The 15,031-nt window shown below is 40.5% G+C and carries 15 protein-coding genes; 9 read left to right on the forward strand and 6 right to left on the reverse strand.

Going from position 1 to position 15,031, the window contains the following annotated elements:
- Window positions 1-3,363, forward strand: a 3,363-nt coding sequence (addA, locus tag Q7P05_RS00040) for a helicase-exonuclease AddAB subunit AddA (protein WP_303929952.1), incomplete at its 5' end; no start/stop codon positions are given.
- A 168-nt stretch (window positions 3,364-3,531) separates the two neighbouring features.
- Here addA and Q7P05_RS00045 read toward each other — a convergent pair.
- Entirely contained in the window at window positions 3,532-4,473 is a 942-nt protein-coding gene (locus Q7P05_RS00045; RefSeq protein WP_156719570.1) for a diacylglycerol kinase family protein, read from the reverse strand.
- 216 nt (window positions 4,474-4,689) lie between these two features.
- Here Q7P05_RS00045 and Q7P05_RS00050 point away from each other — a divergent pair, with 216 nt between their 5' ends.
- Entirely contained in the window at window positions 4,690-5,397 is a 708-nt protein-coding gene (locus Q7P05_RS00050; RefSeq protein WP_024064500.1) for a GntR family transcriptional regulator, read from the forward strand.
- Between the two features lie 89 nt (window positions 5,398-5,486).
- Here Q7P05_RS00050 and Q7P05_RS00055 read toward each other — a convergent pair whose 3' ends face one another.
- On the reverse strand, window positions 5,487-5,876 hold the full coding sequence (locus Q7P05_RS00055; protein ID WP_156719569.1) for a helix-turn-helix domain-containing protein: 390 nt from the start codon (window positions 5,874-5,876) through the stop codon (window positions 5,487-5,489).
- Between the two features lie 151 nt (window positions 5,877-6,027).
- Here Q7P05_RS00055 and crcB point away from each other — a divergent pair, with 151 nt between their 5' ends.
- Both crcB and Q7P05_RS00065 read left to right on the forward strand, forming a co-directional pair.
- The gene (gene crcB / locus Q7P05_RS00060) at window positions 6,028-6,408 is read left to right on the forward strand and encodes a fluoride efflux transporter CrcB (protein WP_295231050.1); all 381 of its coding nucleotides are present in this window, start codon (window positions 6,028-6,030) and stop codon (window positions 6,406-6,408) included.
- 242 nt (window positions 6,409-6,650) lie between these two features.
- Window positions 6,651-7,631, forward strand: coding sequence for a molybdopterin-binding protein (locus Q7P05_RS00065; RefSeq protein WP_295867266.1), 981 nt, complete (start codon window positions 6,651-6,653; stop codon window positions 7,629-7,631).
- Window positions 7,632-7,720: 89 nt separating this feature from the next.
- On the opposite strand, the gene Q7P05_RS00070 is transcribed toward Q7P05_RS00065, so the two are convergent.
- From Q7P05_RS00070 to Q7P05_RS00080, 3 genes are read right to left on the reverse strand one after another with little or no spacing between them, the layout of a single operon-like run.
- Window positions 7,721-7,951, reverse strand: a complete 231-nt coding sequence (locus Q7P05_RS00070; protein ID WP_005385164.1) for a hypothetical protein — start codon at window positions 7,949-7,951, stop codon at window positions 7,721-7,723.
- A gap of 9 nt (window positions 7,952-7,960) precedes the next feature.
- The gene (locus Q7P05_RS00075) at window positions 7,961-8,773 is read right to left on the reverse strand and encodes a metallophosphoesterase (protein WP_303929953.1); all 813 of its coding nucleotides are present in this window, start codon (window positions 8,771-8,773) and stop codon (window positions 7,961-7,963) included.
- A gap of 55 nt (window positions 8,774-8,828) precedes the next feature.
- A complete protein-coding gene (locus Q7P05_RS00080; protein ID WP_024066419.1) occupies window positions 8,829-9,602 on the reverse strand; it encodes a DUF4931 domain-containing protein in 774 nt (257 codons plus the stop codon).
- A gap of 117 nt (window positions 9,603-9,719) precedes the next feature.
- On the opposite strand from Q7P05_RS00080, the gene Q7P05_RS00085 reads away from it, so the two are divergent.
- The 5 genes from Q7P05_RS00085 (at window position 9,720) to Q7P05_RS00105 (ending at window position 14,647) form a co-directional block, all read left to right on the forward strand.
- A complete protein-coding gene (locus Q7P05_RS00085; protein ID WP_303929955.1) occupies window positions 9,720-10,241 on the forward strand; it encodes an 8-oxo-dGTP diphosphatase in 522 nt (173 codons plus the stop codon).
- Between the two features lie 102 nt (window positions 10,242-10,343).
- Window positions 10,344-11,441, forward strand: a complete 1,098-nt coding sequence (gene mutY / locus Q7P05_RS00090) for an A/G-specific adenine glycosylase (protein ID WP_303929956.1) — start codon at window positions 10,344-10,346, stop codon at window positions 11,439-11,441.
- Window positions 11,442-11,457: 16 nt separating this feature from the next.
- Window positions 11,458-12,639 carry a metallophosphoesterase gene (locus Q7P05_RS00095; protein ID WP_303929957.1) on the forward strand — a complete coding sequence of 394 codons (1,182 nt, stop codon included), beginning with the start codon at window positions 11,458-11,460 and terminating at the stop codon, window positions 12,637-12,639.
- Between the two features lie 559 nt (window positions 12,640-13,198).
- Window positions 13,199-13,663 carry an IS200/IS605 family transposase gene (gene tnpA, locus Q7P05_RS00100; protein WP_038125930.1) on the forward strand — a complete coding sequence of 155 codons (465 nt, stop codon included), beginning with the start codon at window positions 13,199-13,201 and terminating at the stop codon, window positions 13,661-13,663.
- Between the two features lie 543 nt (window positions 13,664-14,206).
- The gene (locus tag Q7P05_RS00105; RefSeq protein WP_303929958.1) at window positions 14,207-14,647 is read left to right on the forward strand and encodes a hypothetical protein; all 441 of its coding nucleotides are present in this window, start codon (window positions 14,207-14,209) and stop codon (window positions 14,645-14,647) included.
- 260 nt (window positions 14,648-14,907) lie between these two features.
- Here Q7P05_RS00105 and Q7P05_RS00110 read toward each other — a convergent pair.
- Window positions 14,908-15,031: hypothetical protein (locus Q7P05_RS00110; protein WP_303929959.1), on the reverse strand; the 124-nt coding region annotated here is incomplete at its 5' end.

Genomic DNA, 15,031 nt, shown 5'->3' on the forward strand with positions numbered 1-15,031 from the left:
GATGCAGGCTTAACGGCGAAGATTATGTCTTTATATAACTACGCCATGTCCCTTGCTAATCCTGATGGGTGGTTACGAAAAGCCTTAGAGCCTTATAAAGAGGCTATGACTGTAAATCCTAGTGAGACCCTATGGGGCCAATATATGTGGGATCAACATGTAGCTGTTATTGACCGTATTCGCGAGCGCTTAGAGCGGATGGAGCAAATCTTGCTCGATCCAGTGGGGCCTCATAAATGGCAAAATATATATGATAACCAATTAGCTGCACTAGGCATGCTTTCAAGTGCTCAAACTTGGGACGATATGGGCGAAGCTTGTAAGCATATGGATACCTTTATTAAAGATCAGTTCCGTATGGGCTCAAAAGAGGCACAAGCCTTTGACCCTATATTGGTAGCTGAGTTTAAATCCTTAGGTGCTCAAAATAAGGATGACCTTAAAGCCATGCAAGCAGCAGTGTTTACCGTGCCAGAAGCTACCTTGCAAGAGCAGTTCAAGGCCCAATATCCAATTATTGAAGGTCTTGTGGAGCTCACCATTGCGTTCCATCAAGCCTATCGGGACATGAAGCAAGAGCAAGGCATCATGGACTTTAGTGACTTGGAGCATTTATGCTTGGCCCTTCTTGTTGAACCTGGTACAGAAGATGATCCTCAGCCGTCTGACGTGGCAAAGGAGTTGCAAGATACTTTCAAAGAAATCATGGTCGATGAATATCAAGATACAAACGGCGTGCAAGAGACGATTATCAACTTGATTTCTCGCGTCGATAACCGGTTCTACGTAGGGGACGTGAAGCAAGCGATTTATAGCTTCCGTATGGCCGATAGTTCTCTGTTTATGGAGAAATACAATACCTACGGCGACACTGATGCGGTAGAACGCCGTATCGACCTAGCAAAGAATTTCCGATCTCACGAAAATATTTTGGCCGCTACGAACTTCTTGTTCTATCAAATCATGACGGAAGAGGCGGCGGAGCTCAATTATACTGAGGCAGAATCCCTCATTCCTGGCCGTATCGTAGAGGATGCACCGGAGGATTGGGTTGGAGGAGACGTGGAATTGCAGCTCTTAGATGTGAGTAAGGATACCCTCAGCGCTAGTGAAAGCGACGAGGACGAAGGGGATGATCCTGAAAACAACGAGCGGGAGCTCGATTTCATCATTCAAAAGATTAAGGAAATCCACGGTGCTAAGAAGAAGGTGCAAAATCCAGATGGTACGTTCCGTCAGATCGAGTGGCGTGACTTTACTATTTTGCGCAGATCCTTGGCCGGTTGGGGCACTCGTGCCGTAGAGGCTATGCGCCAAGCGGGTATCCCTGCGGTGGTAAACGAACGAGATGGCTACTTTGAAGCACAAGAAATTCAGCTCTTACTAGCGTTGTTATCTATCATAGATAATCCGGAACAAGACTTGCCGATGGCAGCAGTGTTGCACTCTGGTCTCGTAGGTCTTGATGCAAACGAACTAGGTGCACTGCGCCTATCTGGAGAGGGTTCTCTGTGGTCTCTCATGCCAGCCTATGCTGATGAGGCTCAAGATGAACGCTTATTAGCTTTTATTGACCATATGGAGCGTTGGCGTACCTTGTCGCGCCGTCACGGTGTAACCGATTTACTATGGGATATTTACGAATCTCAAGACTATGTAAACTATGTAGGTGCCATGCCAAATGGTCTCGTGCGCCGCGCGAATGTGCTCGCCTTATACGACCGAGCTAAGGGCTATGAGGCATCTGGCTTCCGTGGACTCTTTAGATTTTTGCGCTTTGTGGAAAGCTTGCGCGATAGTAACCAAGATATGCCCCTTGCCAATGTGGTGAGCGAAGCGGACAATGTGGTGCGCCTCATGACCATCCACAAGAGTAAGGGCCTTGAGTTTCCTGTAGTATTCTTATCCGGGGTGCAAAAGGGATTCAACATGATGGACCTTCGTTCAGAGCTACTCATCGATAAGAATGCAGGACTTGGTCTTAAGGGATATTTCCCAGATATTCGGGTATCCTTCCCAACTATGCCGTGGTTCTATGTAAAAGATGTAAAGGAAGCGGCCCTCAAAGCAGAGGAAGAACGGATTCTATACGTAGCCTTAACACGGGCACGAGATAAGCTGATTATGACAGGTCATTTTAAAGGCTTTAAAAATGCTAAAGGTAAGTTGAGTACCTTAGGTGAACTCATTAAAAATACAGCGTCAGTAGAAGGTCAACAATTGCCGACGGATATTATCACCCAAGCCAATACGTACTTGGATTGGCTCATTATGGGCTTTGCTCGTCATTTGGACGGTGGTAACCCATTGCGCGTAGCCATTGAGTACGAAGGACCGACCTATTTTGACTTACCAGATAAAAAATGTCGCATCAAGGTCGAAGTCCACGATGGTTCTCTCTACGGTGATCTCGATTATAAAGCAGATATCGATGAAACTACCATCAATAAGGTACGCGAGTTGAAAGCAGTTAATGCTGTAGAATTGCCACAGGAAATCGAAGACCGATTCAACTATACCTATCCATACAGCGATGCTACGCGACGCACGGCTAAGATTTCCGTCAGTGAATTGAAACGACGATTCCAAGAACGGGAACTTGAAGCAGGCACTATTGATACCCTAAACGAACCAATTGTAACGGTAGATACAGAGGCTAAACGAGCCGTTTCAGATACAATCTTAGGTCAAGCTATTAAGCTAGATCCAAAATCATCTGCAAATGTTGAGGCGAAGAATACCAATGCTGCTGGTTTACCAATTATGGAGGCTTCAGATGTAACTGTTTCATCCGACGAATTGGCGAATTCCGTATTCGGCCGCAAGCCGCAAGCACTGCAGTCCGAAGAGGATGTGTTGACAGGGGCTCAATGGGGTACCTTGATGCATGAGGCCATGCAATGGCTTCCTCTTGCGCAGTATACTCAAGCTTCTTTAACGAAAGAGCTTGATGCACTCGTAACGAAAGGGACTTTCACAGAGGAAGAACGAAATCTATTAAGCGATACAAGTCTATATAAATTCTTTAGTTCTGACCTTGGGAAGCGTCTTATCAATGCGAAGCGCATAGAACGTGAAATGCCGTTTAGTATGCTTTTTGAAGGGAAACGCGTATATGATACCTTAGAGGACGGCGAAAATCTATTCCTCCAAGGTATTATCGATACTGCCTTTGAAGAAGATGGTGAGTGGGTTCTTGTAGATTACAAGACGGACCGCGTCAAATCTGGGGAAGACCTCATCAAGCGTTATAAAATACAAATGGATCTCTATAAAGAGGCCTTGCAGCGATTGACAGGGATGCCTGTGAAAGCATGTTATATCTATAGCTTCCGTTTGCATGATGCTATCAGCATAGACTAGCCTTGTAAGTATATGCTTAACTTAGTGCTATGCATGAGAAATATGCAGGGACTAGGTAGGTATTTCTTATAAGGTAATGAACATAAAAAAGCTCTCTATTCTTGAATAGAGAGCTTTTATGTTATAGATTGTTATATAGTTTTGTCCTGTAGATTTCTCTACAATTTATTAAATATGTGGTAGTATAGGCAAATTCAAAGCCTTTTTCTTTTTGTGTTTTGCTGGGGCAAATACTTTTAGAACCCGTGGCAATACTTCGATATCTACTGGCATGGATGGGCCTTGGTCGCCATCCATATTAGTAGGTAAATCACCGATATTAGATAATAACTCAATATGAGCCTTTTTCACGGTTAGTGTTGTTGTATAACGGGAGTTGTAGATGGCACCACTAATGATAAGCGGCAATACGCTTAGGATATCGAGGATGAAGTATTCCTTGAATATTATGATACGCATATAACCATCATCTACAGATGCTTCCGGCATGAAGCGTTCAAAGCTAGATACTACATTGGTGAGCAATGCAAGAACGAGTGGGGATTTACAGATAAAATCGTCATTCTCTGTTTTGATGCGGTATGTGTAGTCCTTTGTTGTAAATAAGGCTTGCCCTGCGCGTAAGAAGTAGGCTAGAGGGCCCAAGATGCTCTTTTCCTTTGGGGTAACCTCTTCGATTACCTTTGGAATAACACCGGCTGCGATATTATTGCAGAAATATCTGTCGTTACAACGACCGATATCAATGGTACGTGTTTGGTTGATATCAATACGTTTGATCGCCTGTGTTGGATTCTGATGAATACCAAGGGCACGAGACATATCGTTTACAGTACCAACAGGGATGAAACCAAAGGTAGATTTAAAGCCACCTTGAGCAATACCGTTAACGGTTTCATTTACGGTACCGTCACCGCCCATGCAGAACACAGCATCGAATCCGCGTTCGCAAGCATCCTTTGCGAAACGTGTAGCATCGCCTTCACCAGTAGTGAATTTGACCTCAATCGTTTCGAATAAGGTGCTCAATTTCCATTGTAAATCGAGGGCATAGCGACGTGCCGCACCGCCACCTGATACAGGGTTTATGATTACCAAACAACGGCTCATGATATAACTTCCTTACTTTCAAAAATGAGATATAGCTATTATCTATCGTTAAATTGACAGTCTTAGATGTGAGCTCTATAATTATACTATATGTACTAAATCACATATAACATATTTATTCAAAATACAAAATATATCGTACAATATATTATACTCATTTTAGCCGTTCTTTGAAAGTACGAATGAGTTGAGGGGATATAAGATTAGGGGATATTAATGGGACGACAAGATTCTAAAGATAAATACAAATTGTCCGCTGTGGACTCCATTGAAAGATTACCACTTAGTGAACAAGTTTATTTAACATTAAAAACAGCTATCTTAACAGGCGAATTGATGCCACAAGAAAAGCTTAACGAAGTAAAAATTGCAGAACAATTGCAAGTGAGTGCTACACCTGTTCGCGAAGCATTCCGTAAATTGGCTAAAGATAATCTCGTAGTTATCGTTCCTTGGAAGGGTGTTACTGTAAAGGCGGATACTCCTGAAGAGATTATTGCATTGTATCAAGTGCGTGAAGTAATGGAAGGCCTTGGTGCGCGACTTTGTGCCCGTCATGCGACTGATGAACAAATTAAAGAGTTGCGTGAAATTTGTAAAGAAATGCATGAAATTGAAGAGGCTACAGAACGCGTTGAAGTAAACAGTCGTTTCCATACTATGATTGCTCATTATTCTGGTAATGAACGCGTTGTAGAATACTTAGCGAGCTTCCGTGAACGCGTTAACCGCGATATGTACATTAGCTCTTTTAATGCAGTGCGTACCCATGATTGCGACGATGAACATGATCATATCGTAGATGCTATTGAGCGTCATGATGAAGTGGCCGCAGAAACTGCTATGCGTCAGCATATTAATAATGCATTTATCTTCAAAAAAGCAAATGCTGAAGTGCAACACAAAAAACTTAATGAAGTATAATGCCTATTGTTGGCATGCTTTATGAAAGGCTCCGCCGTTGGCGGGGCTTTTTCTGTACGAGTGTTAATACTGTATTTGATTAGCTTAACTTAACTTAGCTTTGGCTTAACTTTAGTTAGGGCGCTGTTCCTCGTATGACTTAGAAATTCTAATCGTTTATAGTGTGACGTAAGATGAGCATTGCAACTTTTATAATCTATGATACGCAACCTTACAAGCTGAGCTACATCAATTTGGAATGCTTGAGCGATTTTAAATAAAATTTCTAAAGACATGCCGGATATGCCTGTGCCACACTCTAGCTTGCTCAGATAACTGCGACTAATCCCAACGTGGCGTGCAAGCTCGTGTTGGGACATATTTAGAGATATGCGTATGTTGGCAATTTTATGACCTAAACACACATATTGATGTTGTAAAAATGGGTCTTCGTAGGTATTTATTCGCAGCTCAGTTAACGGTGTTGTTAGAGGTTTCATAGGGATTCCTTTCTTTTCCCTGCTCTCTAAATATAGTATACTGAGACTGTTGGTCGTTGACTAATATAGAAAACTAGATATTTATCGGTTATTTCAGATAATTACACGGATTGTGAAATCGTAGGATACTACTGTAAGTATAGGAGGCAATATGGAAAAATACATTGCAGTTGCCATTGGTGGAGCTGTTGGTGCGTTGTGTCGCATGGCTCTTGGCGAATGGGTTATGACAAAGGTGAGTTCCTTTCCATATGGAACGGTTGTAGTAAACCTCATTGGTTGCCTCATTATTGGCCTTGTACTAGGTCTATATATGCAAAAGCCAGATTTATCGCAGTTGGCGAGATTCTTCCTCGTTGTTGGTGGACTCGGTGCATTTACAACATTTTCAACCTTTGCTTTTGAAATGTTACAACTGATGATGTCTGAGTCCTATGTACAAGCTTTATTCTATGGCTCTGTACAAGTTGTAGGGGGCTTAATCCTTTGCTGGATTGGTGTACTACTTGCGCGTATACTCGGTGCAATCTGATCTTACTGAATAAGGTGACTTGAGTTACAGCATATATAAAGCTATTTTTATATGATTAATACATAAGACTATTTAGGTCTTATTCGGAAGATATTTATAAACTAATTTGCAAGAAATTCAGAATAGGATTAGGTACATTTTGTTGTTATAACATACATTGTATAGAATTCAGAATTTAAAGTTTAAATATAATTTTTGGTCTAATACATTACATAGAATTCTAGATTATAAAGGGAGATATTATGAAATCCATTAGAACACAAGATGCCGTAGGGCATGCATTAATACATGATTTAGTACGCATTGTCATAGGAGAGGTGAAAGATACGCCGTTCCGTCGTGGCCATGTTATTACGGAAGAGGATATTCCGAAATTACTAGACCTTGGTAAAGAGCATATCTTTGTGATGGAACCTGAGGATGAAGGATTCTTGCACGAAGAGGACGTGGCACGTGCTTTGTACAATATGGCAGGTGGCGAAAATATGCATGACGGACCTATGGCGCAAGGCAAAATCGAAGCCATTGCAGACGTAGACGGCCTCTTTAAAGTTGATGTAGATCGCTTACATGCTATTAATAGTATTGGCGAGCTTACCATAGTAACGAGATTTAACAATACACCTGTGAAAGCAGGCGATAAATTAGCAGGCATGCGTTGTATTCCATTGTTATTAGAGGAACAACAAGTAGAGGATGCGAAGAAAATCGCTAATGGTCATCCTTTACTCAATGTAAAACCATTCGTACGCAAAACAATGGGTATTGTTACTACTGGCTCAGAAGTATTTGAAGGCCGCATTAAAGATGCTTTCACCCCAATCATTGAAGAACGTTGCGCTGAATTCGGCGTAAAAAAGGTAGCTCATGAAATCGTAACAGATAATACAGACGACATCGTGGCCGCTATAGACAAGGTAAAACAAGCTGGTGCTGATATTATTTTCTGTACTGGTGGCATGAGCGTTGACCCTGACGATTTAACACCAGGGGCCATTAAACGCTATGCAGATCGCGTAGTAACTTATGGTTTGCCTGTATTGCCAGGATCCATGGTTTGTATTGCATACTGCGCAGATGGTACGCCAATCCTCGGCGTTCCAGGCGGCGTATTATTCAGCAAACCGACTGCTTTTGATGAAATCTTGCCACGCCTTGTTGCAGACGATGAAATCACAAAAGAGGATTGTATTCGCATGGGCCATGGTGGCTTCTTGGGATAATCCTTTTATAGAACATCTAAAAACTGTATAAGTCTATACAAAAAGCGGGTAGATATCTACCCGCTTAATTTGTTCGTGCCATTATAGTATTAAAATGATTTTTTCCCTAGTGTAGGATGGCTACAACGTTTTAGTGTTAATGTGTCAATCATGTGGACCGCTTCGTCCAATGTGATATCTTCACGTTTTGTCGGTGTTTCCAGAACTGCCAAAGGATGGTCAGTACCTACCTCACCAGAGGGCAAGTAAATATATTCTTGGTTAATAGTATCACCAAAAATATAGCCCGCTTGTAAATGTTCTTTATGAATGCGACTCATGGTCTCTCCTTACATAATTTCTTTCAGTCTAAAGTCTAGGTAATCTGCAGACACTAGCTCTAATTTAGTAGAACCAAATTCCTTTGGAATGCGCTTAAAGGATATTTGATCGTGTAAATGTCCAAAGATACAAGTATCTACATTGTATGTCTCCATAAGATCCGTAAAGCCTGAAGGCGTGTTGGACTCATTGAATGGAGGATAGTGTAACAATAGGATTTTTGTTACTGGTATCTTGTCTATATCTATGGTTGGTGGATTGTTTTTATCAGAGTCTGTAGTATCTACGTTTATTTCTGATTTGAATGATTCTATTAGTGTTTCTACAGCTTTATCCATTTCTTGTAGTGCGGCTTCGGTGCGAATCAGTTCTCTATCGTAAATGGATTGGTCTGTTTCTGGTGTGAAATGGGAGTCTCCAGGGCAGAGGTAGGCGCGTGTGCCACCAAAGGCGATGATGCGAGGGCCTTCTTCTGTTTGAATAAGCTGTGCTGTACCATGACCTTGCAAGAAGGTGATAGCATCGCCCATGAGATTTCGCATCTTGTTGGCAGAGGCCCACCAGTAATCGTGGTTGCCGCGAATCATATATTTCTTACCCGGCATGGATGCAATTTCTTGTAAGTCGCAAGCTGCTTCATCGAGGCGAAGGGCCCAACTCATGTCACCTACGAGAAAGACTATATCTTCGTCTGTTACACGGGCCATCCAATCTTCTTTGATGCGGATCCAGTGATTATCCCAATGGGGACCAAAAATATCCATCGGCTTCGTTGGAGGATTGCCAGATAGATGGAGATCGCCGATGGCAAATACTTTCATAAACATCCTTTCAAATATATCATCAAAATTATTTAGATACAATTTGTATATTAAACTATTTAGAGGCGTGGAAGTACGGCGCAATGTCTTGAATGATTTTTGCAGCTCGTTCCTCATCGCAAGTTTGAGGAATTTTGTAACCCACGTAAAGTGGTGTTGTGACATAACGGGCTACTACCTTGATGTAGTCGTAGCCGTCCTCAAGATTATATACAAAATAGTTGTAGGACTGGCTATAATTGGCGATGCTGCGCAATACATAACGCAATACTTGCTGTAATCTTAACGCTACGGAGCGCACAGGTGCATCTGGTTTAAAGCGTATATTGTACTCAAAGAATCCAATTATAGGCTGTGTAGATAAGGTGATGCGCACATCTTGATCTTCGTACAAGAGCCAGCCTTCCATATTTTGGGCCGTAATATCTTCGTGGTAATCGTAATCCTCAAGGCCTATAATTTGGCTATGCGGATGGCGGATAGAACCGCCAGACATGTATCCGTGATTTTTGAAGAAGAGTACTGATTTGAACTCTTTCCGTTCCCGTGTTTCACGCCATTTATCTAGACCAAATTGGAGAATGCGAGCCGCTTCATCGGCAGGCAATGTAGAAAATTCGCCTTCGTCTGTTTCTGTTTCAATAATAACCGTTGGCCATGTTTTATCTAATACAGGATATTTGTTCATGAGCCATATGATATGACCTGATGTATCTAGAATATCCGTTAATTTTGAACGATCACAGAAGGGGCAGCGCACTTCTTCGTTGCGAATATTAACAGGCTTTGTGCGCCCTAGTGCGATGTTAAATCGTAGTGGTTTATTCATCATGTGCCTCCTTCCTCGTAAGAAAATCTATACTCTTAATCATACCATAATTAGCCCATTCGTACATGAAATAATGGTATAATAATAGGGTATTATATAAATGATTAAGGAGGCTCTATGAAACCGACGACGCTTGTATTTCCTATTGATGAACAAAATCGTATATTGCTAGGTCGTAAAAAACGCGGTTTCGGGGCTGATAAATATAATGGATTCGGTGGTAAACTCGAGGCTGGTGAAAGCTTCCGAGATTGCGCCATCCGTGAGTTGTTTGAGGAATCTGGCCTTCATGGTCGCCCAGAAGATTTAGAATGTGTAGCGGCTTTTGACTTTCAATTTCCTTTTGATGAAAGCTTAACACATGTAGGTTATGTGTATTTTTTGCGTACTTTCACAGGCAATGTAGAGGATACGGACGAAATGGAACCTCATTGGCTAACAGTAGACGAAATTCCTTACGACCGCATGTGGGATGGCGATCGTCAATGGCTACCAATGCTGCTAGAAGGCAAGAAGTTAAAAGGGCCTATCGTATTTGGCCGAGACAACAGTACGGTAGATAAGATGGAATTGACCACTGTGGATACCGTTCTTGAAAGCGAACACTTGGCGCGCATTGATCTGTATATTAATGGATAATCTGTACCTTATTGGCTGCAACATATATGCAATATGCTTGTAATATGCCTATAGGCATGAAAGTGGTACTAGAGTCCTAAGTTTATAATATTTTGAGGTAATATGACTGATAAAAAGAACCCTAAGTGGGTGCCACAGCTGTTGGCGTGGTATGATGTGCATAAACGTGAATTGCCGTGGCGCGATTGCGGAGACCCTTATAAGATTTGGGTGTCTGAGGTGATGAGCCAGCAGACGCGTATTGAGGCGATGAAGCCTTATTATGATAACTGGATGCGACTATTTCCAACCTTAGAGGATTTGGCAAAGGCCAGTGAAGATGAGGTCGTTCACGCTTGGCAAGGGCTTGGCTATTATAGCCGGGCTCGTAACTTACGCCTTGGTGTAAAGGACGTCGTTGAAAACTACGGTGGTATAGTGCCTCATGACCGCAAGACTATGGAGTCCTTGAAGGGCGTAGGTTCCTATACGGCTGGGGCTGTACTATCTATGGCGTACAATGAACCAGAGGTGGCTGTAGATGGCAATGTACTGCGCATTTATGCTCGTTTATATCGCATCTTTGATGATATTTTGAGTACTAAAGGTAAGAAGGCCATAACTGCTATCGTAGAGGAAACATTGCCTCACGATCGACCTGGCGACTTTAACCAAGCCTTGATGGACTTTGGGTCTGCCGTGTGCATTCCCAAAACTCCACGCTGTGGAGAATGTCCTATTGTAAATATGTGCGAAGCATACCAAAATAAGGATACAGATAAACTACCTGTGCGCATCAAGAAAACAAAGGTAGTAGAGGTTCCTCTATTTGTGGGCATCTTGCAATACGAAGACCATTATCTATTGCACAAACGTCCTAACCGTGGACTGTTACGATCCATGTGGGAATTCCCATCTGTGGAAATGGTATCTGCCTTTGACGAAGGGGAACAAGGCCTTGAGGCCTTAGTTAAGGACCTAGGCTTTGAACTATCCTTACAACCAGTATTAGTAAAAGAGATAACACATATTTTCTCTCATCGAAAATGGTTTATGAAAGCATTTCGCGGTGATTTAACGTATGCAGGAGATGCTAAGAATATAACAATCGGAGCTATCCAAAAGCAATTGCCAAAGGACTGGATGCTCATCAAGCGCGACGAGTTCGCCGATTATGCTTGGGCAGGTCCTCATGGTAAATTGACGGAGATAGCAAAATAATTTGTAGGAGCAATGAATGAGAATTCTATTTAATATCATTTTTTCTGCTATCCTCGTAATAGGATTGGTAGGATTTTGGGCGCTTTTCCTCAACTTGTGGAAGCCTAAAAAGAAATGGCCTGCTTGGGTAGGTTATCTAATTATCATCGGTGCGTGGTTCACTGCCATCCGATACTATATACTCAATCAAGTGGATCTATACGGAACGATGTATTATCCGTTGATGAATCTATTCCGTACTGAAAGTTACGGTTTTCTCTTTGGCTTATTCTTGGCTATTCCTGTATTCATCATTCTCGGTTTACTATACTGGGCGGTTAATAAAATTTGGAGCAAAACGCCAGAGGAAAATAGAACGGGCCGTCGCGCCTTCTTTAGAACGGCGGCAACAGTGGTACCGTTGGCAACAATTGGTGGCTCTAGCTATGCTGCCTATGTAGGTCAACATGAGATTGAGGTTACTCATGAAAGCTTCGGTTATACGAACTTACCGCCTGGGTTAAAGGATTATAAAATCGTTCAACTCAGCGATATTCATGTAGGCCCAAGCATCGACTTAGATGATCTTGATGAAATTTTAAAGCTCGCCCTTGTAGAGAAGCCTAATCGCGTTGTCATCACTGGTGATTTAATCGATAAAATCGCTTGGTTACCACAAGTCTGTGAAAGACTGACAACCTTTGCAAAACAAATCCCAGACGGTGTCGATTTCATCTTGGGCAATCATGAGTACCATCACGATGTGAATAAGGTACTAGACGAATTGAAACACAATACACCGATGAACATCCTTGTGAATAGCAATATTCAAATTATGGGTGGTAAGCAACCTGTATACATTGCTGGTGTTGCATACGATAATGATCGGGAAAAAGAAAAACGTGAAGCTATGATCGATAAGGCTTTATCTGGTATTCCTGACTACGCCTTTGTTATCCTATTGGCACATCACCCTGAATTCTTTGAAGAAGCCATTGAATGTAAAATTCCGTTGACCCTCTCTGGTCATACTCACGGTGGTCAAATCGTCTTCATGGGCATGCCGTTGGTACCAACAGGCACACCATATACAAAAGGTCGCTACGTAGAAGAACAAAGCGTGTGCTACGTCAATAACGGCTCAGGTCACTGGTTCCCAATCCGTATCAACTGCCCACGAGAAATTACTGTCATTACATTCTTTGACGGAGTAGCTTAGAAGTAAAGGTGAGCTCCTTAGCATAAAAGGTAAGCTCATTATAGGGATACAATCATGTATAATACATCCTTTATCCATAAAATTCTTATATGTATTATTGTGCTTATGCTATTTGATATCTCTCTCATTCACGCCACGACAGCGGATATATATAAAGGATATCTCAAAATAGCAATACTCGTGGCAATTGGATGCCATTTAGATATATACCTGGAATTCAGTAAGCAAGAAATACTGATAATACAAGCATTTGAGAATAATACATTTAACGAGACCTATGAACTGCTAAGTACGAAACAGATGGTTTTTATCATATCTTTGATCATGTTAATGACTATAAAACTTGTGATATATTAAAAAAACATAGGTTACAAATAAAAAGAGGTATTGTATATGAAAATACAATACCTCTTTTTATTGTACGCCGAATAGGCATGACTAAACCCCCAGTTAAACTGGGGGTCGGTAAAAATTCTTAGAGAAAAGGAAAGAACCTCCTAATGATAGAATGAAGTTGGTCTGGCAACCACAACATTTCAACATAGGAGGTTCAATGTCAATGAATGACGTAAAAAGCTTATCACATAGTAAATGGAGATGTAAATATCATATTGTTTTTGCTCCAAAGTATAGAAGACAAATAATTTATGGTCGGATAAAAGCTGATGTAGGTAAAATCTTACGAGATTTATGTAAGAGGAAAAATGTAGAGATTATAGAAGCGGAATGCTGTCCGGATCATATTCATATGCTAGTAACGATACCACCACATTTAAGCGTATCGAGTTTTATGGGATATTTAAAAAGCAAAAGTAGCCTCATGATATTCGATAAACACGCAAATTTAAAATATAAGTATGGAAATAGACATTTCTGGTGTAGAGGATATTATGTGGATACGGTAGGACGATATGAAGGAGCGATAAAAGAGTATATTCGCAATCAACTACAAGAGGATATAGCGCAAGATACATTAAACTTTAAAGAATACACCGACCCGTTTACGGGTGAGCCAGTAAAATAGGCAAAACAAAAGCCCCCGAGTAGGGGGCAGCCAGTGGTAATAGAGTGGTTGTCAGATCATTCAATGCCCTCTTTAGAGGGCCACCACTAGAGAAAGACCCTTATAGGGTCAGAGCAAACCACCCGTTCTACGGGTGGTTATGATTATATGAACTTATATAATAATTGTGATATATTAGAGTTAAAATTTTTAGTTGTGTTGATTAATAGAGTAGAGTTAATTTGTAGGTGTAGATTAATGTATAGTAAATTTTTTATCTACAGAGTTATTATATGTGCCATTCCAATTATTCTTATGGATATAGCTTTTATCTGCTCAATGATAACTGGTGGATACGAAGGAAATCTAAAAGCAGCAATACTAGCGGGGATAGTATTGCATATAATTTTATATATATTAAGTCGTAAACAAGTAAAGCTGTTAATACAAGCATTTAAGAAAAATGGGTTTAAAGAGATTAATAATCTATTCAATATGAAATATGTTTTTCTAATCCTATTTTTTATGATATTAATAGCTATAAAACTTATGAGGTAAGATATCATGAATAACATAAGGATTCCAATATATAAAATATTAGCCATATGTTTTTTAGTGGGACTTAGTATAATTTATTTAAATTTTTATGGGATACATACCGAACTAGTAGATTCTTATAGTTTAGGTCGTTATCGAATTGTGTTTGGTGGAATGCTAGAGGATAGCACATATAAAACTAGATTGGAATTTTCTAAAATTTCTCATAAGGTTGTATTTCCATATTTATATGTAAAAGGGGAATCGGGTTATACTAGGGTTTTATTAACACCAATAGGTACAGATATTTTAAAGATACCCAATTACTCATTTTATGATACTGATAGTATAATAGAGGATACTGATAGCATTAATAATTTAAAGCGTATTTATGGTAAATCTATATCTATAAAAGATGATCTGAACCAAATTAGTGAAGAGGATAGAAATATATTCAAATTATTATAATGAATGCGGGTAGCAAAAGGTATCTTTTTGATTAGAATATATTTTATGCTTAAAATGATGCTCTTAAAGGTGCATTATTATAGAATTTCATTAGTTTAAATTAAATATTGCTATAAGACATATAAAACAAAAAGGACGTAATAGTCTATTCTTCAGTAATAAGTATTATTGAAGATTTCAAGACTATTACGTCCTTTTATTTTCCGTTCATTTGAGGTATGAGAGGATGTTACAGATATGTCATAGAGATGAGAGAGATTTTATTTCATGCGAACTGCTTCAGCAAATTCGTCTTCAGTCATGAGTTTTTCTTCCAAGATGATTTCTTTGATAGAGCAACCGCGTTTGTACGCTTCTTTTACCACCTTAGCGCTCTTGTCGTAG

The sequence above is a fragment of the Veillonella dispar genome, assembly GCF_937975875.1.
In the GTDB taxonomy this organism is placed as follows: Bacteria; Bacillota; Negativicutes; order Veillonellales; family Veillonellaceae; genus Veillonella; species Veillonella dispar_B.

What these genes read in the sequence shown, in the direction of transcription:
- Q7P05_RS00045 (WP_156719570.1), bottom strand. Translation starts at nt 4,473, where the DNA reads ATGAGCCGTTGTTTGGTAATCATAAACCCTGTATCAGGTGGCGGTGCG.
- Q7P05_RS00050 (WP_024064500.1), top strand. Translation starts at nt 4,690, where the DNA reads ATGGGACGACAAGATTCTAAAGATAAATACAAATTGTCCGCTGTGGAC.
- Q7P05_RS00055 (WP_156719569.1), bottom strand. Translation starts at nt 5,876, where the DNA reads ATGAAACCTCTAACAACACCGTTAACTGAGCTGCGAATAAATACCTAC.
- crcB (WP_295231050.1), top strand. Translation starts at nt 6,028, where the DNA reads ATGGAAAAATACATTGCAGTTGCCATTGGTGGAGCTGTTGGTGCGTTG.
- Q7P05_RS00065 (WP_295867266.1), top strand. Translation starts at nt 6,651, where the DNA reads ATGAAATCCATTAGAACACAAGATGCCGTAGGGCATGCATTAATACAT.
- Q7P05_RS00070 (WP_005385164.1), bottom strand. Translation starts at nt 7,951, where the DNA reads ATGAGTCGCATTCATAAAGAACATTTACAAGCGGGCTATATTTTTGGT.
- Q7P05_RS00075 (WP_303929953.1), bottom strand. Translation starts at nt 8,773, where the DNA reads ATGAAAGTATTTGCCATCGGCGATCTCCATCTATCTGGCAATCCTCCA.
- Q7P05_RS00080 (WP_024066419.1), bottom strand. Translation starts at nt 9,602, where the DNA reads ATGAATAAACCACTACGATTTAACATCGCACTAGGGCGCACAAAGCCT.
- Q7P05_RS00085 (WP_303929955.1), top strand. Translation starts at nt 9,720, where the DNA reads ATGAAACCGACGACGCTTGTATTTCCTATTGATGAACAAAATCGTATA.
- mutY (WP_303929956.1), top strand. Translation starts at nt 10,344, where the DNA reads ATGACTGATAAAAAGAACCCTAAGTGGGTGCCACAGCTGTTGGCGTGG.
- Q7P05_RS00095 (WP_303929957.1), top strand. Translation starts at nt 11,458, where the DNA reads ATGAGAATTCTATTTAATATCATTTTTTCTGCTATCCTCGTAATAGGA.
- tnpA (WP_038125930.1), top strand. Translation starts at nt 13,199, where the DNA reads ATGAATGACGTAAAAAGCTTATCACATAGTAAATGGAGATGTAAATAT.
- Q7P05_RS00105 (WP_303929958.1), top strand. Translation starts at nt 14,207, where the DNA reads ATGAATAACATAAGGATTCCAATATATAAAATATTAGCCATATGTTTT.